This window comes from Streptomyces triculaminicus, from assembly GCF_017349075.1.
Classification (GTDB): domain Bacteria; phylum Actinomycetota; class Actinomycetes; order Streptomycetales; family Streptomycetaceae; genus Streptomyces; species Streptomyces triculaminicus.
Window position 1 is genome coordinate 436016 of record NZ_JAFMOF010000003.1, and the last position, 22673, is coordinate 458688.

General features: G+C 71.9%; 18 protein-coding genes and 3 pseudogenes. 8 read left to right on the forward strand and 13 right to left on the reverse strand.

The annotated features are described in order from the left end of the window. The first annotated feature begins 195 nt into the window (after window positions 1-195). A complete protein-coding gene (locus J1792_RS20620) occupies window positions 196-528 on the forward strand; it encodes an Rv1322 family protein (protein ID WP_086574727.1) in 333 nt (110 codons plus the stop codon). Window positions 529-553: 25 nt separating this feature from the next. On the opposite strand, the gene J1792_RS20625 is transcribed toward J1792_RS20620, so the two are convergent. From J1792_RS20625 to mce, 7 genes and pseudogenes are all read right to left on the reverse strand, one after another. After that, complete coding sequence (locus tag J1792_RS20625) at window positions 554-1534, reverse strand: ABC transporter permease (protein WP_372446141.1); 981 nt, start codon at window positions 1532-1534, stop codon at window positions 554-556. Further along, window positions 1512-2686: pseudogene (locus J1792_RS20630) on the reverse strand (ABC transporter ATP-binding protein). The gene J1792_RS20625 and the pseudogene J1792_RS20630 overlap by 23 nt, the downstream one beginning before the upstream one ends. 164 nt (window positions 2687-2850) lie before the next feature. Further along, a complete protein-coding gene (locus J1792_RS20635) occupies window positions 2851-3621 on the reverse strand; it encodes an ABC transporter permease (protein WP_207247965.1) in 771 nt (256 codons plus the stop codon). 2 nt (window positions 3622-3623) lie between these two features. Further along, a complete protein-coding gene (locus tag J1792_RS20640) occupies window positions 3624-4610 on the reverse strand; it encodes an ABC transporter ATP-binding protein (protein ID WP_086568305.1) in 987 nt (328 codons plus the stop codon). A gap of 206 nt (window positions 4611-4816) precedes the next feature. Next, window positions 4817-5755: a coiled-coil domain-containing protein gene (locus J1792_RS20645; protein WP_086568306.1), complete on the reverse strand. Its 939-nt coding sequence runs from the start codon at window positions 5753-5755 to the stop codon at window positions 4817-4819. A gap of 124 nt (window positions 5756-5879) precedes the next feature. After that, window positions 5880-10766, reverse strand: coding sequence for a polarized growth protein Scy (gene scy / locus J1792_RS20650; protein WP_278251602.1), 4887 nt, complete (start codon window positions 10764-10766; stop codon window positions 5880-5882). Window positions 10767-10943: 177 nt separating this feature from the next. After that, a complete protein-coding gene (gene mce, locus J1792_RS20655; RefSeq protein WP_086568309.1) occupies window positions 10944-11384 on the reverse strand; it encodes a methylmalonyl-CoA epimerase in 441 nt (146 codons plus the stop codon). A gap of 138 nt (window positions 11385-11522) precedes the next feature. Here mce and J1792_RS20660 point away from each other — a divergent pair, with 138 nt between their 5' ends. Together J1792_RS20660 and meaB are read left to right on the forward strand one after the other, a co-directional pair. Further along, a complete protein-coding gene (locus tag J1792_RS20660; protein WP_207247966.1) occupies window positions 11523-12734 on the forward strand; it encodes an acetyl-CoA C-acetyltransferase in 1212 nt (403 codons plus the stop codon). Between the two features lie 44 nt (window positions 12735-12778). Next, window positions 12779-13735 (forward strand): methylmalonyl Co-A mutase-associated GTPase MeaB, encoded by a 957-nt coding sequence (gene meaB, locus J1792_RS20665; protein ID WP_086568312.1) that lies wholly within the window; start codon window positions 12779-12781, stop codon window positions 13733-13735. 91 nt (window positions 13736-13826) lie between these two features. Here meaB and J1792_RS20670 read toward each other — a convergent pair whose 3' ends face one another. From J1792_RS20670 to J1792_RS20685, 4 genes and pseudogenes are all read right to left on the reverse strand, one after another. Then, window positions 13827-14303 carry a MarR family winged helix-turn-helix transcriptional regulator gene (locus tag J1792_RS20670; protein ID WP_086568314.1) on the reverse strand — a complete coding sequence of 159 codons (477 nt, stop codon included), beginning with the start codon at window positions 14301-14303 and terminating at the stop codon, window positions 13827-13829. 102 nt (window positions 14304-14405) lie between these two features. Continuing rightward, window positions 14406-15171, reverse strand: a pseudogene (locus J1792_RS20675) (AIM24 family protein). Next, window positions 15168-15818: an AIM24 family protein gene (locus J1792_RS20680; RefSeq protein ID WP_207247967.1), complete on the reverse strand. Its 651-nt coding sequence runs from the start codon at window positions 15816-15818 to the stop codon at window positions 15168-15170. The pseudogene J1792_RS20675 and the gene J1792_RS20680 overlap by 4 nt, the downstream one beginning before the upstream one ends. Beyond that, on the reverse strand, window positions 15818-16456 hold the full coding sequence (locus tag J1792_RS20685; protein ID WP_086567696.1) for an AIM24 family protein: 639 nt from the start codon (window positions 16454-16456) through the stop codon (window positions 15818-15820). Before J1792_RS20685 ends, J1792_RS20680 begins: the two co-directional genes overlap by 1 nt. A gap of 182 nt (window positions 16457-16638) precedes the next feature. Here J1792_RS20685 and J1792_RS20690 point away from each other — a divergent pair, with 182 nt between their 5' ends. Beyond that, the gene (locus J1792_RS20690) at window positions 16639-16983 is read left to right on the forward strand and encodes a DUF3817 domain-containing protein (protein WP_086567697.1); all 345 of its coding nucleotides are present in this window, start codon (window positions 16639-16641) and stop codon (window positions 16981-16983) included. Window positions 16984-17373: 390 nt separating this feature from the next. Here J1792_RS20690 and J1792_RS20695 read toward each other — a convergent pair whose 3' ends face one another. Next, window positions 17374-18762, reverse strand: coding sequence for a recombinase family protein (locus J1792_RS20695; RefSeq protein WP_086567699.1), 1389 nt, complete (start codon window positions 18760-18762; stop codon window positions 17374-17376). Window positions 18763-18839: 77 nt separating this feature from the next. Between J1792_RS20695 and J1792_RS20700 the strand changes: the two are divergent. The 4 genes and pseudogenes from J1792_RS20700 to icmA form a co-directional block, all read left to right on the forward strand. Continuing rightward, window positions 18840-19007 (forward strand): annotated as a pseudogene (locus J1792_RS20700) (thiamine-binding protein); the annotation flags it as partial. A 79-nt stretch (window positions 19008-19086) separates the two neighbouring features. After that, on the forward strand, window positions 19087-19596 hold the full coding sequence (locus tag J1792_RS20705; RefSeq protein ID WP_086567705.1) for a MarR family winged helix-turn-helix transcriptional regulator: 510 nt from the start codon (window positions 19087-19089) through the stop codon (window positions 19594-19596). 55 nt (window positions 19597-19651) lie between these two features. After that, on the forward strand, window positions 19652-19984 hold the full coding sequence (locus J1792_RS20710; RefSeq protein ID WP_086567707.1) for a DUF3817 domain-containing protein: 333 nt from the start codon (window positions 19652-19654) through the stop codon (window positions 19982-19984). A 78-nt stretch (window positions 19985-20062) separates the two neighbouring features. After that, entirely contained in the window at window positions 20063-21763 is a 1701-nt protein-coding gene (icmA, locus tag J1792_RS20715; RefSeq protein WP_086567701.1) for a coenzyme B12-dependent isobutyryl-CoA mutase large subunit, read from the forward strand. Window positions 21764-21787: 24 nt separating this feature from the next. Here the strand turns inward: icmA and J1792_RS20720 are convergent, their stop codons facing one another. Continuing rightward, complete coding sequence (locus tag J1792_RS20720) at window positions 21788-22390, reverse strand: TetR/AcrR family transcriptional regulator (RefSeq protein ID WP_207248159.1); 603 nt, start codon at window positions 22388-22390, stop codon at window positions 21788-21790. Window positions 22391-22673 lie beyond the last annotated feature (283 nt).

Consider the following 22673-nt stretch of genomic DNA (forward strand, 5'->3'; position numbering starts at 1 on the left):
GTTCCTCCTAGCGACCGACGCGGCATCCCCCTGGAGGCAATAACGGCTGACACGTGCCGAAGGTACGGCCCTGCGTGAAGTTTTCATGATGATCGGTGCGCGGGCGCCATAGAGCCGGGGGACGCCGGGACGGGGCGGTGACCGTGCCGCGTAGGCTGGTCACGACCCGTAGCCCCAGACCCACCGAGGTGCCCCGTGTCCCCGCGCCGAAACCGCCCGCGAGGCGGGACCGACCGATCGTCACCCCTCCCGCCCGACACCGGGGGCGCGCGGTACGGCCTGGAGCGCACCGAGAGCTGGCAGGGCGAGGAGTGGGCGGTCCGCATGATCGGCGGCGGCGCGGCGGCGAAGCACTACCGGTGCCCGGGGTGCGACCAGGAGATCCCGCCCGGGGTGCCGCACGTGGTGGCCTGGCCGCAGTTCGGCGGCGGCGTCGAGGACCGCCGGCACTGGCACACCTCCTGCTGGAACGCGAAGGACCGCCGGAGCGCGCGGCTCCAGCGGTCCCGTAACGCGCCCAGGTACTGACCCCGGGCCGCCTATCGGCGGTCGCTCACGCGTCCCGCCTGGTCAGCGAGACGTACGCGCCGGCCAGCGCCACACCGGCCACGCCCAGCATGATCCACAGCGGGGTCCAGCCCGTGGGCCCCTCGATGTGGTCGGCCGAGGTGGCGTAGAACGCCGAGAGCTGCATCGGGATCGAGTACTCGATGAGCGCCTTGCGGACCTCCGAGAGGGCGTCGCCCATCATGAACAGCGACAGCACCATCGGCAGCAGGACCACGCCCAGCATGAGCGTGATCGCCCCGGCGGAGTGCCGCAGCAGCGCGCCCACGGCGAGCCCCAGCAGGCCCAGCGTCGCCACGTACAGGCTCACCCCGACCGTCGCCCGCAGCCAGGTCTCGGCGTCCGGGGTGAAGGTGGTCCTGTCGCCGAGCAGCGCGGAGTCCACCACCGCGATCATCCCGGTGGAGATGAGGGTGATCACGAACGTCAGGAGGAAGAAGACGATCGACTTGGCCCCCAGCACCCGCCCACGGTCCGGGCACGCGGTCAGGGTCGTACGGATCATGCCGGTGCCGTACTCGGAGGAGATCGTCAGCACGCCGAGCGTGACCACGCAGATGATGCCGAGCAGGACCCCGAAGAAACCGAGGGCGAGCGGCGAGGAGTTGCCGGTGTCGCCGTCCTGGCCGGCGACGAGGGTCGCGGCCAGGAAGCCGATGCCGAGGACGAGCAGCACCATGACGCCCAGCGTCCACATCGTCGACCGCACGGACCGGATCTTGGTCCACTCGGAGGCGACGGCGTCGAGGAGCGTGGCCTTGCGGATCGGGATCGGCGACACGTAGCCGACGGGACCGCCGGCGGGCATCTGGCCCGGCCAGTAGCCCTGCGCCTGGCCGGGGTGCGGGGCGGCGGCCTGCGCGCCCGGGTGCGGCGGCACGGCCGGGGCGTGGGGCGGGGTCTGCGGGGCGGTCTGCGGGGGCGCGGGGGCTGCTGCGGGGTGGTCATCGGGCGTCCTCGCTGTCACGCTTGGTCAGGTCGGCGGGCGCGCCCTGCGGAGCGGGCCCGGAGGGCGGGGAGTGGTCGGGGCGGCGGGGGCTGCGGGAGCCGGCGCCTGCGGCGCGGCGACGGGCTGGGCGTAGGGGTTGGGCTGCTCGCCCGGCAGCACCGGGTAGGCCTGCTCGGCCCAGCCCTGCGGGGCGGCGGCGGGCTGCTGCCAGCCGTGCTGGGCGGGCGGCGCCTGCAGGCCCGCGCGCTGGTCCTGGGTGGAGCGGTAGTCGACCGCGCCCTGCGTCATCCGCATGTACGCCTCCTCCAGGGAGGCCTGGTGCGGGGAGAGCTCCCACAGGCGGGTGTCCACGTCGTGGGCGATGTCGCTGATGCGGGGGAGCGCCAGGCCCGTCACCCGCAGGGCGCCGTCCTGTTCGGACAGCACCTGGGCGCCGGCCTCGACCAGCGCGGTCGTCAGCTTCTCGCGGGCCGCCACCTCGCCGTCGGGGGTGCGCACGCGCGCGAAGCCGGCCGAGTTCGCGGAGATGAAGTCCTTGACGCTCATGTCCGCCATGAGCTGCCCGCGCCCGATGACGATCAGGTGGTCGGCGGTCAGCGCCATCTCGCTCATCAGGTGCGAGGAGACGAAGACCGTACGGCCCTCGGCCGCCAGGCCCTTCATGAGGTTGCGGACCCAGAGGATGCCCTCGGGGTCGAGGCCGTTGACCGGCTCGTCGAAGAGCAGCACCTGGGGGTCGCCGAGCAGGGCGGCGGCGATGCCCAGGCGCTGGCCCATGCCGAGGGAGAAGCCCTTGGAGCGCTTGCGCGCCACGTCCTGGAGGCCGACGACGCCGAGGACCTCGTCCACGCGGCGGGCGGGGATGCCGGAGAGCTGGGCGAGGGAGAGCAGGTGCATGCGGGCGCTGCGGCCGCCGTGCACGGCCTTGGCGTCGAGCAGGGCTCCGACCTGGCGCGGGGCGTTGGGGAGCTTGTGGAAGGGCTGCCCGCCGATGGTGACCCGGCCGGCGGAGGGCACGTCCAGGCCGAGGATCATGCGCATCGTCGTCGACTTGCCGGAGCCGTTGGGCCCCAGGAAGCCGGTGACGGCCCCCGGCCGTACCTGGAACGTCAGGTTGTGCACGGCCGTCTTGGCGCCGTAGCGCTTCGTCAGGCCGACTGCCTCGATCATTCTCCGCCCCTCGCGAGCTTCGTCCAGGGCGTGAGCCCCCGTAAGGGTTAGGAGGATAGACGAGGGGTTGACGGTTCCCGATATGTGAGAGGTACGGGTGCGATAAGGCCCGAGGCCCCTGCCACGCGGGCCGTCCGGGGCCTCGGGAGCCGGTCCCGGGGGGCCTAGGCGTCCCGGCGGGCGAGCACCGCGTACCCGCCGATCAGCGCCGCCACCACCCACAGGGTCATGATCGCGAAGCCGCCCCAGGGGCCGTAGGGGGCGTCGTCGCCGACGGTGACGACCTGCATGACCTTCTGCCCGGCCTGGTCGGGGAGGTAGCGCCCCACCTTCTTGGTGGCGGAGACGTTGCCCAGGATGGCGGAGATGAGGAAGAAGAACGGCATCAGGATGCCGAGGGCGAGCATCGGGCTGCGCAGCATCGTCGCGACGCCCATCGAGAAGACCGTGATCAGCGTCATGTAGAGGCCGCCGCCGATGACGGCGCGCAGGACGCCGGGGTCGCCGAGGGAGGCCCGGTGGATGCCCAGCATCGCCTGGCCGGTGAAGAAGGCCGCGAAACTCGTGATCATTCCGACGGTGAACGCGAGCAGCGTGGCAATAGTGATCTTGCTGAAGAGAAAGGTGGCGCGCTGCGGTACCGCCGCGAGCGAGGTGCGGATCATTCCTGTGCTGTATTCGTTCGATACCACCAGCACCCCGAAAACGATCAATGCCAGCTGGCCGAGTCCCATTCCCGCGAAGCTGACGAATGTCGGATCGAATTCGATCTTTCCCTGGGGGTCGAGGCGGTCGAAATCCTTCTTGGCCAGCGCGCTGATCAGCGCGCCGAGAGCGACGGTCACCACCAGGGCGAGCCCCAGCGTCCACACCGTGGAACGCACCGATTTGATCTTCGTCCATTCCGACCGCAGGACCTGGGCCGCCACCGCCATGGTCAGGATCCCTTCTTCCGCCAGCCGGCTCCCCACTGCCCGCCCGCCTCCGCCGTCGGCGCCGCGGCGGCCGCCGGGCGGTGGTTCTCGTGCGCGTGGTACTCCACCGACCCCGCCGTCAGCCGCATGAACGCCTCCTCCAGCGAGGCCGACCGCGGGCTCAGCTCGTGCAGCACGAGCTGATGCCGCGCCGCCAGCTCGCCCAGGTGCGCCGCGTCCTCGCCCTCGACCTCCAGCGCCCCCTCCGCGCCGGGCACGAAGTCGATGCCGGCGCCGCGCAGCACCTCCCGCAGCCGCTCCTGGTCGGGCGAGCGCATCGTGACGAACGCGCGGGAGTTCTCCGCGATGAAGTCCGCCATGCTGGTGTCTGCCAGCAGCTTCCCCTGGCCGATGACCACCAGGTGGTCGGCGGTCAGCGCCATCTCGCTCATCAGGTGGGAGGAGACGAAGACCGTACGGCCCTGCGCGGCCAGGCCCTTCATGAGGTTGCGGATCCAGTGGATGCCCTCGGGGTCGAGGCCGTTGACCGGCTCGTCGAACATCAGGATCCGCGGATCTCCCAGCAGGGCGCCCGCGATGCCCAGGCGCTGGCCCATGCCGAGGGAGAAGCCCTTGGTGCGCTTGCGGGCCACCGAGGTCAGGCCCACGGTGTCCAGCGCCTCCCGCACCCGGCCCGCCGGGATGCCGTTGCTCTGCGCCAGGCACAGCAGGTGGTGGTAGGCGCTGCGGCCGCCGTGCATCGCCTTGGCGTCCAGCAGGGCACCGACGGTCTTGAGGGGGTCGTGCAGCTCGCGGTAGTGCCGGCCGTCGATGCGGACCGTGCCGCTGGTCGGACGGTCCAGGTCGAGCATCATCCGCATGGTCGTCGACTTGCCCGCACCATTGGGGCCCAGGAAGCCCGTGATGACGCCGGGCCGGACGGTGAACGTGAGGTGATCCACGGCGCGGACGTCGCCGTAGTGCTTGGTCAGCCCCTCAAGCTCGATCATTCCGCCACGGTAAGCGCGCCCACCGGGCCCCGCCACCGGTGGCGCGGACTCCGCCGGACGTCGTACGCGCCCCTCCGGAAAGGCCCCCGCGCAGGCCCCCGCACAGACCTCCGGGAAAGACCACTCGGCGCGTCACGCGCCCCTTCGGGCGGCGCATGACGCGCCGAGCACAGGATCTCCCGGTCGAATGCCGTGCGGCCGCCGTGTCAGCGGCTCTGCTGGGCCGGAACGCCGCGCGAGATCGGCTCGTCGTCACCGGGCACCCCGGCCGCCGCCACGGCCGCGCCGGTCAGCGTGGCCAGCATCTCGCGGACGTTGGTCAGCTGGGCGTTGATGCTGTCGCGGCGGTTGGTCAGGGCCGCCAGCTCGCGCTCGGACTCGCTGCGGATGCGGTCCGCCTTGGCGTTGGCGTCGGCCACGATGTCCTCGGCCTGGCGCTGCGCGGTCTCCACCGTCTGGCGGGCCCGGCGCTCGGCGTCCGTACGCAGCTTCTCGGCCTCCAGGCGCAGCTGCTCGGCACGGTGCTCGATCTCCGCAAGGCGCTTCTCGGCCTTCGCCTGCCGGGAGGCCAGGTCGCGCTCGGACTGCTCACGGCGCTTGGCCAGGTTGGTCTCGAAGTCCGCGGCGGCCTGGGCGGCCTTGGCGCGGGTCTCCTCGAAGAGGGCGTCCGCCTCCTCGCGCTTGGACTGCGCGTCCTTCTGCGCCTCGCTGCGCAGCTGGGCGGCGTCGCCCTTGGCCTTCTCGACGATCCGGGCGCCCTCGTCCTCCGCCTTCGCCTTGCGGTCGGCGGCGAACGACTCGGCGTCGTTGCGCACCTGCTGGGCGGCCGACTCGGCCAGCTCGCGGTGCTGCTCGGCGGCGCGCCGGGCCTCCTCACGCAGGTCCTTGGCCTCCTCCTCGGCCAGCCGGAGGATCTTCTCGACCCTGGCCCCGAGCCCCGCGTACGACGGCTCGGCGTCATTGATCTGCGCCTGAGCGTTCTGCGTTTCGAGGTGCAGCTCCTCGATGCGCTTTTCCAGAGAAGTGATCCGGGCCAGTGCGCTGTCACGGTCCGCTACGAGCTTCGTAATGCGGTCGTCCACCTGGCCGCGGTCGTATCCACGCCGCACCAACTCGAAGCCGAAGGGGGAGGAAGTGTCGCTCATGGGGTTCCTGTCATTGGAGACCTGTGAGGTGATAGAGCGAATCCTAGGGGCGTGAGCGGCGTGTCATCGAGCAGATGGTGGTAGACGGTGGGGGAATCTGGAAAATGACCCCTCGATTGAGTGGCTACTTTCGGTCTTGCTTGCCACCCGATCGAGTTGCGCCGACACCGGCCGCCGCCTTCACCCCGCCGTCCTTGGAGCCACCCGCCCCCGGGGACTCAAATGATTCCAACGCTTCCAACACGTCCTGGACACGGGAAATCTCGGCCTGAATGTCCTCACGACGGCGGACCAGGACGTCCAACTCCCGCTTCCCCTCCTCGAGAAGCCGTGCGGCCTCCTCGCGAGCCTCGGTGCGCAGGCGCTCGGCCTCGCGTACCGCGGTCGTCTTCTTCTGCTCGGCCTCCTTGATGAGCGCGTCCGCCTTCTTCACGGCGGTGATGCGCACCTTGCTGGCCTCGCTCTGGGCGTTGGAGATGAGCTTCTCCGCCTTCTCCTCGGCCTCCGTCAGCTGCTCGGTGGCGGCCGCGACCAGCTTGTCGCAGCGCTCGCCCGCCGACTGCATCGCCTCGGCCGCCTCCCGGCGGGCCCGGTCGTGCAGCTCCTCGACGTCGGTCTCGATCCGGGTGCGCAGCTCCTCGGCCCGCTCCCTTATGGCGGTGGCGTCCCCACGCGCCTCGGCGAGCATGGTGTTGGCGTCCGTACGGGCCTGCTCCACCAGGGCGTTGCCCTCGCCGGTGGCCTCGTTGACGATCCGCTCGGCCTCCTTGCGGGCGGCGCCCACCATGGCGTCGGCCTGCTCCTCGGCGGCGGTGGCGGCTCGTACCGCCTCCTCCTGCGCCTTGGCGACCAGCGCGTCCGCCTGCTCGGCCGCGTCCGCCAGCTTCCTGGCACCCGCGTCCCGGGCCTGGTCGATCGTCCGCTCGCCCTCGGCACGGGCCTCGGCGCGCAGCCGCTCCGCCTCCTGGACGGCGTCGGCCTTGATGCGCGCGGAGTCGGCCCGCGTGCTGTTGGCGTTCTCCTGCGCGGCGGCCAGCGCCTCGGCGGCCTCGGCGGACATCCGCTCCGCCTCCGCCAGCGCCTCGGCGACCAGGGTGTCCGCCTGCTCGGCGGCCTCCGCCCGGCGGGCGTTGGCGGCCTCGCGGGCCTCGTCGGTGGTGCGCGCCGCCTCCCGGCGGGCGCTCTCCAGCGCCTCGTCGGCGTCGCCGCGCAGCCGCGCGGCCGCGGCCTCCGCCTCGGCGACGGCGCGCTCGGCCTGCTCGGCGGCCTCGGCGCGGTGGGCGTCGGCGGCCTCGCGGGCCTCCTCGAGGGCGAGGGCGGCCTCGGCGGCCATGTTCTCCGCCTCGCTCACCGCCTTCGCGATGAGCTCGTCCGCCTGCTGGGCGGCCTCCGCGCGGCGGGCGTTCGCCGCCTCGCGGGCCTTGTCCACGATCCGGTCGGCGTCGTCCTGCGCCGAAGCCGTCAGCTCCGCCGCCTCGTCGACGATGCGCTCGGCCTCGGCCCGGCCCTCGGACCGGATCTTGTTCGCGTCCTCGCGGGCCTCGGCGCGGGTACGCGCCGCGTCCTGCTCGGCCGACGCCAGCGCGTCGGAGGCGTCCGTGCGCATCTGCTGCGCCTTCGCGGACGCGTCCGCCACCAGCCGCTCGGCCTCGGCCGTCGCCTTGGCGAGCACGGCTTCGGCCTGCTCGTCGGCCTTGGCCTTCTTCTCGGCGGCGGCCGTACGCAGCCGCTCCGCCTCCTCCGCGGCCTCGGCGCGCTGGGCGTCGGCGGCCTCGCGGGCCTCGTCCAGGGCGAGGGTGGCCTCGTCGGCCAGCTTCTCCGCCTCGCTCACGGCCTTCGCGATGAGCTCGTCGGCCTGCTGAGCGGCCTCCGTGCGCTGGGCGTTCGCGGCCTCGCGGGCCTCGTCGACCGTACGGGCGGCCTCGGCGCGCAGCCGGTCCGCGTCCGCCTCGGCCTGCGCCCGGTGGGCCTCGGCCGCCTCGCGGGCCTCGCCCTCGAGCCGGGTGGCGTCCGCCGTGGCGGCCTCCACCAGCTCGGCGGCCTCGGCGACCAGCCGCTCCGCCTCGTTCGTCGCCTCGGCGATGAGCTCGTCCGCCTGCTGGGCGGCCTCGGTGCGACGGGCGTTCGCGCTCTCGCGGGCCTCGTCGACCATGCGGGCCGCCTCGGTCCGCAGCCGCTCGGCCTCCTCGCCGGCCTCGGCCAGCGTGACGCGGGCCTGCTCGGCGCTCTCCGCCCGCTGGGCGTCGGCCGCCTCACGGGCCGCCTCGACCGTACGGGCCGCCTCGGCGCGCAGCCGCTCGGCCTCCTTCGCGGCCTCGGCGATCAGCTCGTCGGCCTGCTGGGCGGCCTCGGTGCGGCGGGCGTTGGCCGCCTCGCGGGCCTCGTCCAGGACGCGGGCGGCCTCGGTCTCCACGCGCGTGCCCTCGGCGATGGCCTCCGCGACCGTGCGCTCCGCCAGCTCCTTGGCGGCCTCGGAGGCGGCCTTGGCCTCCGCACGGGTGGCGGCCGCCTCCTCGTCGGCGCGCTCACGCTCGGCGTAGGCCTCGGCACGGACCCGGTCGGCCTCGATCTGGGCGTCGGTGACGGTCCGTTCGGCGTTGTGCTCGGCGGCCGAGCGCAGCCCGGCGATCTCCTCCTCGGCCTGCTCGTGCAGCCCGGCGACGGCGTCGCGCACCTGCTGGGCGGTCTGCTCGGCGGCGGCCACGAGCTCGCTCGCGCGCTGCTCGGCCTCCTCGACCAGGCGCCGCCCCTCCTCCTGCGCCTCGGCGACCCGCTTGCGCGCCGAGGCCAGCAGCTCCTCGCTCTGCTCGTGCGCCGCCTCGCGCTCGGCCTGCGCCTCCGTACGGGCGTCGCCGAGCAGCTCCTCGGCCTCCCGGCGGCGCCGGGCGGCCTCCTCCTGGGCGGCGGCCAGCGCCTCGGCGGCCTCGGCGGCCGTGCGCTCGGCGGCGGCGTTCGCCTCCGCGCGCAGCCGGTCGGCGCTCTCCTGCGCCTCCGTGCGCAGCCGCTCGGACTCCTCCTCGGCCTCGCTCACCAGGCGCGCGGCCGTGGCCTCGCCCTCCGCGCGGGCCCCGGCGGCCTCCTCGGCCGCCTCGGTCCGCAGCCGCTCGGACTCCTCCTCGGCCTGCTCCCGCAGCGTGCGCACCCGCTCCGCGGACTCCGTGCGCAGCCGCTCGGCCTCCTCGGCCGCCTCGCGGCGCAGCCGCTCGGCCTCGGCACGGGCCTCGCGCAGCGCCGTCTCGGCCGACTCCACGCGCTGCTCGGCCTCGGTCTGCAGCCGGGCCAGTTCGGACGCGGCCTCCTCGGCGCGGGCGCGGGCGGCCTCCTCGGCCTCCTCGCGGGTACGACGCGCGGCCTCGGCGGCCTCGGTGCGCGTGCGCTCGGCGTGGTCCTCGGCCTCCTCGGCCATCTCCTCGGCCTCGGCGCGGGCCCGCTCCAGGGCCTCCTCGGCCTGCTTGCGCAGCGTGGCGGCGCGCTCGCCGGCCTCGGCGCGCACCCGCTCGCTCTCGGCGGTCGCGCCGGCGCGCGTCTCCTCCGCGTTGGCCTTGGCCTTGGCCAGCAGCTCCTCGGCGGTGGTGGCCGCCTCCTCGATCTGCTGCAGCGCCTCGCGGCGGGCCTCGCCGCGGATGCGCTCGCCCTCGGCGACGGCCTCGGCACGCAGCTGCTCGGCCTCGCCGCGCAGCCGCCGGGCCTCCTCCTGGAGCTCGACGGTCCTGGCGCGGTACTCCTTGGTGTCGTCCTTCGCCTCGCCCTTGAGCTGCTCGGCGGTGTCCGCGGCCTGCTCGCGCAGCCGCTCGGACTCGGCCTCCGCCTCGCCGCGGATGCGCTCGGCCTCGGCGGCGGCGGCCCTGGTGGTGGCCAGGGCGTCCTCCGACGCCTTCGCCAGCACCTCCTCGGCCGTACGGGCGGCCTTGGCCAGGGCGGCGGCGGAGTCCTCGGCGACGGCGCTGCGCGCCTTCTCGGCGGCCTCGGCCACCAGCCGCTCGGCCTCGGCCGCGGCGTCCGCGCGCAGCTGCTCGGCCTCGGCCTTGAGGGCCTCGGCCTCCTTGGTGGCCTCGCTCACCAGGCGGGCGATCTCGGCCCTGGCCGTACGGGTGCGCTGCTCGTTGTCCGACTCGGCGCCGGCCAGCCGCCGGGAGGCGGTCTCCTTGGCCTCGGCGACGAGCTTGTCGGCCTCGGCGCGCGCCTCGCGCAGCGCCGTGTCGGCCTCCTGCAGGCGCGCTTCGGCCGTGCGCGTCATCTCGGCGGAGGCGGTGCGCGCCTGGTCGGACTCGGCGCTGGTGGACGAGCGCAGCTGCTCGGCGTGGTCGGTGGCCTCCTGGGCCTGCGCGGAGGCGGCGCTCAGCAGCCGCTCGGCGTCCGTGCGCGCGCGGCGCAGGATCGCTTCGGCTTCCGCGCGGGCCTCCTCGGCGGCGGCTCCGAGCCGGCTGCTGGCCTGCTCGGTCAGCCGCTGGGCCTCGGCGCGGGCCGCGGTCAGGGCCTGCTCGGCCTCCGCCCGCGACTCCTCCAGCAGCCGGCGCGCCTGCGACTCGGTGCGGGCGCGCAGCTGCTCGGCCCAGGCGACGTTCTCGTTGACGTGCGACTCGACGGTGCGGCGGCGCTCGTTGAGCTCCTCGTCCAGGCGCTGGCGGCGGGCCACCGCCTCGGCGTGCAGCTCCGACTCCAGGCGGGCCTGGCGCTCGGCCTGCTCCTGGAGCAGGCGCTGCGTCTGGGCCCGGGCCTCGCGCAGCTCGCGCTCGGCGTCCGTGCGCAGCTGCTCGGCCTGGATCTGGGCGTTGCGCAGCAGCTGCTCGGCCTGGTAGCCGATGTCCGCCGAGTCGTAGGCGGGACGGTGTGCGAGGTTGCGGCGCGCCTCATGGAGCTTGGCGCGCAACACCTCGACCTGGTAGCCGAGGTCGTCGGCGTGCTGGACAGCCTTTTCCCGCTCGGTCTTCAGCCGCTTCATCTCGGCCTCGAACTTCGAGAGGTGGTCGGCTTCCTCCAGCTGACTCTCCTGGCGCTCGTAGCCCCGCACAGCGCGGTCCATCCGTCCCCTGGTCGCGTCGGCGGCCGGCCCCGTACTGCGTCGGTGGTGGAACCCGGAGCCCGCCCTTCCGAAGAAATGGTGTCAGATCATCGGTACAGCCCGGGCCCGGGGGCCACCCGGTAACCCCGGCCGAACCCGCACTCTACCGGCCGGGGGAGGGGTGGGTCAGTGCTCCGCCTCCGGGCGGGGTGCCGAGGTGACCAGTTCGGTGAGCACGCCGTGGCAGTCCTTGGGGTGCAGGAACGTGATGCGCGAGCCCATCGAGCCCCGGCGGGGCTCGTCGTAGAGGACCCGTACGCCCTTGTCCCCGATGGCCCGCGCGTCCCCGTCGACGTCCGCGGTGCCGAACGCGATGTGGTGAACGCCCTCGCCGTTCTTCGCGAGCCACTTGCCGACCGCGGAGTCCTCCCGCGTGGGCTCCAGCAGCTGCAGATAGGAGGCCCCGCCGTCGGAGGTCCCGTTGATTTTCAGCATGGCCTCGCGGACGCCCTGCTCCTCGTTGACCTCGGTGTGGAACACCTCGAAGCCGTACGTGGCACGGTAGAACTCGACGGTCCGGTCGAGGTCGAAGCAGGCGATCCCGATGTGGTCGATGCGCGTCAGCATGGCTCCAGTGCACCGCCGGACGGGGTGGTTACGCAACGTGCGCGCGATCACACCTTCCGCCCGGTGACCGGGTGCCGCACGCTCAGTACATTGACGGGAACCGTCGTTAACATCCCTCTGCTCGAAGGGGCCGCGCCCATGTCTGGTACGAACGGGAACAACCGCCGCACTTCCGTCATCGTCGCGGGCGCCCGTACGCCCATGGGCCGCCTGCTGGGCTCGCTGCGCAGCTTCTCCGGCGCCGACCTGGGCGGCTTCGCCATCAAGGCGGCCCTGGACCGGGCCGGCATCGGCGGCGACCAGGTGCAGTACGTGATCATGGGTCAGGTGCTGCAGGCCGGCGCCGGGCAGATCCCGGCCCGCCAGGCCGCCGTCAAGGCCGGCATCCCCATGAACGTCCCCGCCCTGACCGTCAACAAGGTCTGCCTGTCGGGCCTGGACGCCATCGCGCTGGCCGACCAGCTCATCCGCGCGGGCGAGTTCGACATCGTGGTGGCCGGCGGCCAGGAGTCGATGACCAACGCCCCGCACCTGCTGCCCAAGTCCCGCGAGGGCTTCAAGTACGGCGCCGTCGAGATGCTCGACACGATGGCCCACGACGGCCTGACGGACGCCTTCGAGAACATCGCGATGGGCGAGTCCACCGAGAAGCACAACACCCGGCTGGGCATCCGCCGCCCCGAGCAGGACGAGATCGCGGCGCTGTCCCACCAGCGGGCCGCCGCCGCCCAGAAGAACGGCCTGTTCGAGGCCGAGATCACCCCGGTGGAGATCCCGCAGCGCAAGGGCGAGCCGGTCGTCTTCAGCAAGGACGAGGGCATCCGCGCGGAGACCACGACGGAGTCCCTGGCCAAGCTGCGCCCCGCCTTCACCAAGGACGGCACGATCACGGCCGGCACGTCCTCGCAGATCTCCGACGGCGCCGCCGCGGTGGTCGTGATGAGCAAGGAGAAGGCCGAGGAGCTGGGCCTGGCGTGGATCGCCGAGATCGGCGCCCATGGCAACGTGTCCGGCCCCGACAACTCCCTGCAGTCCCAGCCCTCCAACGCCATCCTGCACGCGCTGGGCAAGGAGGGCCTGACGGTCGGCGACCTCGACCTGATCGAGATCAACGAGGCGTTCGCCGCCGTCGCGGTGCAGTCCATGAAGGATCTGGGCGTATCCCCTGAAAAGGTGAACGTCAACGGTGGCGCCATCGCGCTCGGCCACCCGATCGGCATGTCGGGCGCCCGCATCGTGCTGCACCTCGCGCTGGAGCTCAAGCGGCGCGGCGGCGGGACCGGCGCGGCCGCGCTCTGCGGCGGCGGCGGCCAGGGCGACGCCCTGATCGTCCGCGTGCCGGGCAACTGACTCCCGGCCCCCGGCCGGCATCCGATGTGTGGAACGGAGCAGTGATGGTGGACGTCCCCGCTTTGGTCGAGCAGGCCCGCGACGGCAGGCCGCGCGCGGTGGCCCGGCTGATCTCCCTGGTGGAGGGGGCGTCCCCGCAGCTGCGCGAGGTGATGGCCGCGCTGGCCCCGCTCACCGGCGGCGCCTATGTGGTGGGCCTGACCGGCTCGCCCGGCGTCGGCAAGTCCACCTCGACGTCGGCGCTGGTGAGCGCGTACCGGCGGATGGGCAAGCGGGTCGGCGTGCTCGCCGTCGACCCCTCCTCGCCGTTCTCCGGCGGCGCGCTGCTCGGCGACCGGGTCCGGATGTCGGAGCACGCCTCCGACCCGGGCGTCTACATCCGCTCGATGGCCACCCGCGGCCACCTGGGCGGCCTGGCGTGGGCCGCCCCGCAGGCCATCCGGGTGCTGGACGCGGCCGGCTGCGACGTGGTCCTGGTGGAGACCGTGGGCGTGGGGCAGTCGGAGGTGGAGATCGCCTCCCAGGCCGACACGTCGGTGGTGCTGCTGGCGCCCGGCATGGGCGACGGCATCCAGGCCGCCAAGGCGGGCATCCTCGAGATCGGCGACGTCTACGTCGTCAACAAGGCCGACCGCGACGGCGCGGACGCCACGGCCCGCGAGCTCAACCACATGCTGGGCCTGGGCGAGGCCCGCGCGCCCGGCGACTGGCGGCCCCCCATCGTCAAGACGGTGGCCGCGCGCGGCGAGGGCACCGACGAGGTGGTCGAGGCGCTGGAGAAGCACCGCGCCTGGATGGAGGAGCGGGGCGTCCTCGCCGACCGGCGGCGCCGGCGGGCCGCGCACGAGGTGGAGACCATCGCCGTGACGGCGCTGCGCGAGCGCATCGGCGACCTGCGGGGCGACCGCCGGCTGGCCGCGCTCGCGGAGCGCGTGGTGGGCGGCGACCTCGACCCCTACGCCGCCGCCGACGAGCTCGTGGCGGGCCTGACCGAGGGCTGACCCGGCCGAGGGCCGGAACGACCGATCGCCGTCGCCGCCGGAGGAGTTCCGGTGGCGACGGCGATCGGCGATCAGTGGTGACCGGGAACGGTCAGATGCGCCCCCGCGTGGACCGCAGGTGCTGGGCGACCGGACGCAGGGACTCCTGGAGGGCCTTGAGCTCGTCCGTCGACAGCAGGTCGATGAAGTGCTCGCGCACGGACGCCACATGGTGCGGGGCGACCTTGCGCATGGTCTCCCAGCCGTGGTCCGTGAGCACCGCGAACAGGCCGCGCCGGTCGGACTCGCAGTTCTCCCGGCGGACGAGCCCGGCGTTCTCCATGCGCGTGATCTGGTGCGACAGACGGCTCTTGGACTGCAGGGTGGCGGTCGCGAGATCGCTCATCCGCATCCGGTGGTCGTCCGACTCCGAGAGGTTGACCAGGATCTCGTAGTCGTTGTTGGTGAGGCCGAACGGCTGCAGGTCCCGTTCGAGCTGGTGCATCAGCAGCCGGCTCACGTCCAGGTGGGCGCGCCAGGTGGCCTGTTCCTCGTCGCTGAGCCAGCGAGTGCCGTTCTCGGTGTCCATGGATGGATTCTACCTAAGAGGTTGAAAGATTAACTAAATGACAGGGCGGAACGAGCAGAACGAGAGGTCATGCGTTCGACGTCACACTCCGCAGGGTACCGCTCACAGCCCGAAGCGGCGCTGGAGGTCGCCCAGCTGACCCGGCAAGCGCGGTGTCATTGGCTGATTTCCGGGACTTGCGTGCGGAACGCCCGCCTGCTCAGGGGGAGCGTCGCCCGTCGGGATCTCCTCCATCAGCCGCTCGGTGGACTGCAGCAGCACGGTCCCGGCGCCCACGAACTCGAACTGGTGCTCCTCGCCGGACGCGCCCCCAGCCCCGTCAGCCGGCGCACCCCGCCCATGACCCCCGCAGGTACTGGTGGTCGTAGTGATGGCAGGGCGACGGGCAGTCCGCCCAGCCCACCAGCGCCTGCGGGTCCACCCGGATCGGCGGCTCGACGAAGACGACCGGCCCGTTGGAGGCGGCCACGAACTTCCCCGTGCCGATCAGGGTCAGGAACCCCGGGATGATGGACTGCTTGAGCGAGAGCGACGGCTCGAAGGCCAGCAGATTCCCCGAGCGGACGGTGAGGTTGCCGTCCTCGAGGTCGTAGGAGTTGACGTCGAAGGAGCGGTCGGCGAGCAGCATCTTGCCCTGCCCCTCGGCCACCACCCAGTCCGCCGCGTGCAGCGGCGAGTGGAAGCTGCCCGCGATCAGCCGGTCGAGCGGACCGTGGCCGATGCCGTGGAAGCTGATCCGCCCGTAATAGGCGATCATCTTCCCCTTCTGCAGGAACCACTGGCCCTTCAGGTCCACGCTGAACGCGTACGCGTTGACGTTGTCGTTCGCCGGAAGGGTCGTCACGTCATGAATGACCGGGCCGCTCACAGCTTCTCCTCCGACGCCTGTACGTACACCGTGCCGTTGCCCGACAGCTCGAGCCGGAACGCCTCCCCGCTGCCCCGCCCGACGACCTCGCGCCAGCCGAGCGCGGCCGTCAGCTTGTTGCGTACGTCCCCGCGGTGCGCGACGTACGCCTGCGGGTCGACGGTGACCGGCCGCTGCGCGCTGATGGGCAGCTCGATCACGCCGCCGTGCGCCATCACCGCCACCGCGCCATGGCCCTTGAGGGTCGTGGTGAAGAGCCCCTGCCCGGTCACCTGACCGCGCACCATGCCCATCACGCCCCCCTGCGACCCCATGAACATCGTTCCCTGCTGCAGGCCGCCCTCGAAGGCCAGCAGCCGGTCCGCCTCCACGTACAACGTGTCCCCGGAGAGCTCCACGACATGGACGTGATGGCCGCCATGGCCGAACATCACCGTCCCGCTGCCCTCCACGGTCATCAGCGGGGTGGCCTCGTTGGCGATCCGCCGGCCGATCATCCCCATGACGCCGCCCTGGCCGCCGGCGATGCTCGGGGTGAAGGAGACGTCGCCCTTGTAGGCGAGCATCGCCCCGCGCTGGCTGAACAGCCGCTGCCCCGGAACCACCTGGGCCTCGACCATCCGCGAGTTCAGAAGCCGGAACGCCATCAGATGTCACCCCCCACCGTGTTCCGCTCGCTCGGCTGGACGTACACGAGCCCCTCGCCCTCGAAGCGGATCTGGAACGCCTCTCCCGAGCCCTCGCCCATGAACGTCCGGAAGTTCACCCCGGACTGGAAGTGCTGCTTGAGCCGGCCCGTGTGCGCGATGTACGCGCCCGGGTCGACCTGCAACGGCGTCTGCGGGGTCACCCGCAGGATGATCGCCGACCCGTCGGAGAGGATCGCCGCCTGGCCGGAGCCCTCGACGGTCGTGGTGAACAGCCCGTTGCCCTGCGAGGCGCCCCGCAGGCCCGTGAAGGTCGTCCCGGTCCGCAGCGCCGAGTCCGTACAGAGCAGGTTGCTCGCCTCGACGTACAGCGTCTCGCCCCGCAGCGTGACGAGGTTGATCTCGCTCGCCCGGTCCGCGAAGTAGCAGGTGCCGTGTCCCTTCACCTCCATGACTTCCATCGATTCGCCGGTGAGCCGGCGGGTGACCATGCCCCGCAGGCCGTCACCGCCGCCGGTCATCTTCTTGAATGCCATCTCGCCCTCGTACGCGACCATCGAGCCGTTCTTGGCCTTGACCGCGTCCCCCGTCATGTCGACGGCGAGGACCTTGCTCCCGTGGAGCCGAAACTGAGCCACGCCCCGACGCTAGCGGGCGGACATACGGCTCCAACAGGCCCCATGGTCCGGCAAACGCGCCACACCACCCCGGAACCGGACCCGCATCCCTTGATCACCGGCGTGGCTGCGACAATGGGGGAGTTTGTGAATGCCGTCACAAGCTGTGACGGCCCCGCCACTAGCGACGAAGGTGTGCCCCCGTGGACCTCATGACCGCCTCCGCCCTGCGCCGGCTCCGCCTGGTCTCCGCCCCGGAGGCCGTTTCCTTCCTGCTCCTGGGCGTCTGCTCGGTGCTCAAGCGCACCACCGACTTCAACGCCGTTCCGGTGATGGGCGCCGTCCACGGCATCCTCTTCATCATCTACGTCATCTTCTGGCTCGACGCCTGGAACAAGACCAAGTGGGACCTGAAGACCGCGGCCCTCTACTTCGTCCTCTCCGTCCTGCCCTTCGGCGGCTTCTTCGCCGAGCGCAAGCTGCGCCGTGAGGCCGAGGCGAGCGTCATCGCCGCCCGCGCCCGCAAGGAGAGCGTGATCAACGCATGATCGTCGCCTTCTCCGTCTCCCCAGTGAGACACCGAGGGCAGCCAGGCAGCCGCTAAGGCTTCATGCGCGTCTGTGGCCCGTGCGTGGGAGTTTCGCCAGGTCCGCATGTCCATCATGCGGCCACGGCCTGACCCGGGCATTCGTCGGTGTGCCGGTAGATCATGACAGGTGGCCCGGACGCGTGGTCCGTGTGCCCCCGGCGGACCAGTTCCAGGGGCTTGATCAGCCTCTTGCAGGCAGAACAGTGCTCACCCCTCAACAACACCTCTCCATGAGAGGTAACCGGAATTGAGCGTCATACCGTCACTTCGTCACCGTGATGCCGACGGCCTATGCGAACGGCCCGCTGCCATAGTTCCGGCAACGGGCCGTGAGCGGGTGTCGGGTGGCCTACGCGGCCTCGGCCTCCACCCTGGGGATGGCGGCCGACTTCGCTGCGTGGGCTTCTTCTTCGGTCGCCGGTCCCCATGCGAAGGACAGGCGGTCCGCGACTCCGCGCGGGTGCAGAGTCACGCACATGTTCATCAGCCGGAGAAGGTGGGCGCGGCCGGTTTCGTCCTCCGCCTCCCACGCTTCCGCCATGGTGCGTCCGGTCGGAACGGATACCTCCCGGGTCTCCGGGTCGTGATCGGCTTGCAGCCGGGTGTACGCGGCTTCCAGCTCCGCCGCCTTGCGCTCAAGGATCGGCAGCATCAGCGCACCGGCGGTGGCCATGCGCTCCGCCACCCGCTCGGCCTGCTCCTGGATCTCTTCGATCTCCGCCGACAAGTCGTTGCCGCCCTCAAGGCGAACATGCCATTCGTTGAACCTGCCGAACACGGTCAGGAACTCATGCTCCACGCGTTGATCAAGCGTCTCGGCGTAGATGGTGGTGTGGCCTGCCTTGCAGCGGTAGAGCGGTACGCCCTTGTCCGATGTTCCGCCGTTCAGCTTGCAGCCGCGATAGCAGACCGTCATGCCGGAGCACATCGGCGTAGCACGTCGCGGCGCGCGATTCTTGCCGGTGGCCAGGGCGTCCATGCGGTCCCGCGCCGCCCGCAACTCCGCAGCGGAGAGGATCGGCTCCGCGAACTGGACGGGCGTGACGCCGTCTGCCCCAGTGATCAGCTTCCCCTTGTGGGTGCGCTGGCCGCGCAGCGTCGGTGCCTTCAGCAGGCGTCGCCACTGCGGCTCGCTGACACCCACGATCCTCGCCGTGCCAGCCACCGTTCCGCCGTTGACCAGGGTGGCCACAGCGTCCCGGATCTGTGCCGCTTGCTCGGGGTCTATCTCCAGGTAGGCGGCGTCGTCACGTCGCACGATGCGGTACCCGCGAGGTGCGCGCCCCGATGCCCAGCGTCCTTGCTGGCGGCGCGTGGCGTGGCCTTCCGTGATGCGATCCTTGATCATCTCGCGTTCCCACTCGGCCAGTGCCGCCAGCACGACGGCGACCATGCGGCCAGTGGGGGTCAGGGTGTTGATCGTGCCGTCGGTCGTGGCGATGTTGACGCCGTAGCGCTCGCCCCATGACACGAGCCGCAGGAACTCGGACACGCTGCGCGCGTACCGGTCCAGCTTCCACGCGATCACGAGGTCGGGCCGGGCGGCCATGAGCGCACTCATCTGCTGTCGCGCCTCAAGTGGCTTGGCGCCCGACACGTTGGCGTCGGAGTACTCCACGGCGTCGCTCAGGTCGTACCCATTCGCCGTGAGCCACCGCCGGGCCGCCTCTCGCTGCGTCTCAAGCGATGCGGAGTCCTCCGCCTCCCGGGACAGTCGCAGGTAGATCGCAATGCGCATGCCTCAATCCCCTCCCACCCCAAAACAGGGATCACCATGTTGTCAGAATGTGTTGCCAGAGGTGCCCCTTTTCCAGTGAGTGGGACGAGGTCATGGACGTCGTCAAGCGCGCCGTCGCCGCCGTCGAGGCGCGCTACGGACGCGTCTCGCTCGTCCTGAAGGCCGACATCCGCGAAGGTGTCACGGACGGTCTCACGTCCAAGGTCGCCACGGTCGAGCGCTATCTGGAGCAGGGCGGGGCCTGACGCCCCGCACCGCCGTGGTCGCGTCCCGGTATCCGGGATGGGGGAGATCGGGATGCGACCGCCCGGTATGGTCGGTCGGGTGCCGAAGCCGCTCAGCCTCCCGTTCGACCCCATCGCCCGCGCCGACGAGCTCTGGAAGCAGCGCTGGGGATCGGTGCCCTCCATGGCCGCGATCACCTCGATCATGCGGGCGCACCAGATCCTGCTCGGACAGGTCGACGCGGTCGTCAAGCCGTACGGGCTCACCTTCGCGCGCTACGAGGCGCTGGTGCTGCTGACCTTCTCCAAGGCCGGCGAACTGCCGATGTCCAAGATCGGCGAGCGGCTGATGGTCCACCCGACGTCGGTCACCAACACCGTGGACCGCCTGGTCAAGGCCGGCCTGGTGGACAAGCGCCCCAACCCCAACGACGGCCGCGGCACGCTCGCCTCGATCACCGGCAAGGGCCGCGAGGTCGTCGAGTCGGCCACCCGCGACCTGATGGCGATGGACTTCGGGCTCGGCGCGTACGACGCGGAGGAGTGCGGGGACATCTTCCGGATGCTGCGGCCCCTGCGGGTCGCCTCCGGCGACTTCGCCGAGGACTGACGCGCGGGCCGACCCGCGCGAAGATCCCGCAAATCGGGCGGTTACGCTCATGGGCATGAAGCGAAGCGTGCTGACCCGCTACCGGGTGATGGCCTATCTGACCGCCGTGATGCTGCTGGTGCTCTGCGCCGCCATGGTCTTCAAGTACGGCTTCGATACCGGCGCGGGCGCCACGCTCGTGATCTCCCAGATCCACGGCGTGCTCTTCATCATCTACCTCGTCTTCGCCTTCGACCTGGGCTCCAAGGCCAAGTGGCCGGTCGGCAAGCTCCTGTGGGTGCTGGTCTCCGGCACGATCCCGACCGCCGCGTTCTTCGTCGAGCGCAAGGTCGTCCGGGAGATCGAGCCGATGATCGCCGACGAGGCGCCGGCCGTCGCCAAGGCCTGACCTTTCTCCGCCGGGCGCAGTACGCGCCCGGCGGTTGCCCATCGACATTTACTAGGACGTCCTAGTAAATTCGGAGGCATGGACGCTGAAGCCATCGAGGAGGGCCGTCGCCGCTGGCAGGCCCGCTATGACAAGGCCCGCAAGCGGGACGCGGACTTCACCACGCTGTCCGGGGACGAGGTCGAGCCGCTCTACGGCCCCCGCCCCGGCGACACCTACGAGGGCTTCGAGCGGATCGGCTGGCCCGGCGAGTACCCCTTCACCCGCGGTCTGCACGCCACCGGCTACCGCGGCCGGACCTGGACCATCCGCCAGTTCGCCGGGTTCGGCAACGCCGAGCAGACCAACGAGCGCTACAAGATGATCCTGGCCGCCGGCGGCGGCGGGCTCTCCGTCGCCTTCGACATGCCCACCCTCATGGGCCGCGACTCCGACGACCCCCGCTCCCTCGGCGAGGTCGGCCACTGCGGCGTCGCCATAGACTCCGCCGCCGACATGGAGATCCTCTTCAGGGACATCCCGCTGGGCGACGTCACCACCTCCATGACGATCAGCGGGCCCGCCGTCCCCGCCTTCTGCATGTACCTGGTCGCCGCCGAGCGGCAGGGCGTCGACACCGGCGTCCTCAACGGCACCCTGCAGACGGACATCTTCAAGGAGTACATCGCGCAGAAGGAGTGGCTCTTCCCGCCCGAGCCCCACCTGCGCCTGATCGGCGACCTGATGGAGCACTGCGCGAGCTCCATCCCCGCCTACAAGCCGCTGTCCGTCTCCGGCTACCACATCCGCGAGGCCGGGGCCACGGCCGCGCAGGAGCTCGCCTACACGCTCGCCGACGGCTTCGGCTACGTGGAGCTGGGGCTCAGCCGCGGCCTCGACGTAGACGTCTTCGCGCCGGGCCTGTCCTTCTTCTTCGACGCCCACCTCGACTTCTTCGAGGAGATCGCGAAGTTCCGAGCGGCCCGCCGCATCTGGGCCCGCTGGATGAAGGAGGTCTACGGCGCGAAGACCGACAAGGCCCAGTGGCTGCGCTTCCACACCCAGACCGCCGGCGTCTCGCTCACGGCCCAGCAGCCGTACAACAACGTCGTGCGTACGGCCGTGGAGGCGCTGGCCGCCGTGCTCGGCGGCACCAACTCGCTCCACACCAACGCCCTCGACGAGACGCTGGCCCTGCCCAGCGAGCAGGCCGCCGAGATCGCCCTGCGCACCCAGCAGGTGCTGATGGAGGAGACCGGCGTCGCCAACGTCGCCGACCCGCTGGGCGGCTCCTGGTACGTCGAGCAGCTCACCGACCGCATCGAGGCCGACGCCGAGAAGATCTTCGAGCAGATCAGGGAGCGCGGCCTGCGGGCGCACCCCGACGGCAGGCACCCCATCGGCCCCATCACCTCCGGCATCCTGCGCGGCATCGAGGACGGCTGGTTCACCGGCGAGATCGCCGAGAGCGCCTTCCAGTACCAGCGGTCCCTGGAGAAGGGCGCCAAGCGCGTCGTCGGCGTCAACTGCCACGAGGGCTCGGTGACCGGCGACCTGGAGATCCTGCGGGTCAGCCACGAGGTCGAGCGCGAGCAGGTGCGCGTCCTGGCCGACCGCAAGACGCACCGCGACGACGCGAAGGTGCGCCGGTCCCTGGAGGCCATGCTGGCCGCCGCGCGGGACGGCTCGAACATGATCGGTCCGATGCTCGAGGCGGTTCGGGCCGAGGCCACCATGGGTGAGATCTGCGACGTCCTGCGCGAGGAGTGGGGCGTGTACACGGAGCCGGCGGGGTTCTGAGGGACCGCGCTGCGCGCGGCGTCCTCAAACGCCGGACGGGCTGCTGTTCAGCCCGTCCGGCGTTCGAGCCCCGGTTGCGGACCCCAGCCCGCCCACCAGCACTCCCGCGAACGTCCGGGCCCACTCCTCGTCCACGGACTCGGCACTCACCAGCGTCCGGTGGACGACGGCCCCGGCGATCACGTCGAAGATCAGATCCGCCGTACGGGCCGCCACCTCCGGGTCGTCCTCCCGCGGCAGCTCCCCCCGCGCCTGCGCGCGCTCGCGCCCCAGCAGCACCAGCGACTTCTGCCGGTCGACGATCGCGGAACGGATCCGGTCGCGCAGGGCGTCGTCCCGCGTCGACTCCGCGACCACGGCCATGAGGGCCGTCTTGGTCTCCGGCCGCTCCAGCAGCGCGGCGAACCGCAGCACGACGCCCTCGATGTCGGCCTGCAGGCTGCCCCGGTCGGGGAGCTCGAGGTGTTCGTCGAAGAGGGCGGCGACCGCGTCCACCACCAGCTCGTTCTTGCTCGCCCAGCGGCGGTAGAGGGTGGTCTTGGCGACCCCGGCGCGCGCCGCCACGTCGCCCATCGTCAGCTTGCCCCAGCCCAGTTCGACCAGCGCGGTGCGCGTCGCGTGCAGGATCGCCCGGTCCGCCGCGGGATCGCGGGGCCGGCCCGTGCGGCCGCCGCCGGGGCGGTGGTGGGCGGGGGCGGGGCGGAACTCATGGGGCCGACCCTACCGCCGAGTAAGGGAGCGGGTGTGAGACGCAGATCACGGGGAAACCTTGCCGGAGAACCCACCCCTGCAGTTACGCTACGGCTCGTAGCGTAAGAGCGACAACCACGGACGCCAGGTGGGGACCCGGCGTCACAGCGGAACCGCTACCGCCGTACTTTTCCGGTTCACCGCGTGCAGGGGGGAGGAT

Coding starts and splice junctions, on each gene's coding strand:
- J1792_RS20640 (WP_086568305.1), bottom strand. CDS start 4,610: ATGATCGAGCTTGAGGGGCTGACCAAGCACTACGGCGACGTCCGCGCC.
- J1792_RS20695 (WP_086567699.1), bottom strand. CDS start 18,762: ATGCGCATTGCGATCTACCTGCGACTGTCCCGGGAGGCGGAGGACTCC.
- icmA (WP_086567701.1), top strand. CDS start 20,063: ATGGACGCTGAAGCCATCGAGGAGGGCCGTCGCCGCTGGCAGGCCCGC.
- J1792_RS20670 (WP_086568314.1), bottom strand. CDS start 14,303: ATGGACACCGAGAACGGCACTCGCTGGCTCAGCGACGAGGAACAGGCC.
- J1792_RS20635 (WP_207247965.1), bottom strand. CDS start 3,621: ATGGCGGTGGCGGCCCAGGTCCTGCGGTCGGAATGGACGAAGATCAAA.
- mce (WP_086568309.1), bottom strand. CDS start 11,384: ATGCTGACGCGCATCGACCACATCGGGATCGCCTGCTTCGACCTCGAC.
- J1792_RS20645 (WP_086568306.1), bottom strand. CDS start 5,755: ATGAGCGACACTTCCTCCCCCTTCGGCTTCGAGTTGGTGCGGCGTGGA.
- J1792_RS20710 (WP_086567707.1), top strand. CDS start 19,652: ATGAAGCGAAGCGTGCTGACCCGCTACCGGGTGATGGCCTATCTGACC.
- meaB (WP_086568312.1), top strand. CDS start 12,779: ATGGTGGACGTCCCCGCTTTGGTCGAGCAGGCCCGCGACGGCAGGCCG.
- J1792_RS20660 (WP_207247966.1), top strand. CDS start 11,523: ATGTCTGGTACGAACGGGAACAACCGCCGCACTTCCGTCATCGTCGCG.
- J1792_RS20680 (WP_207247967.1), bottom strand. CDS start 15,818: ATGGCGTTCCGGCTTCTGAACTCGCGGATGGTCGAGGCCCAGGTGGTT.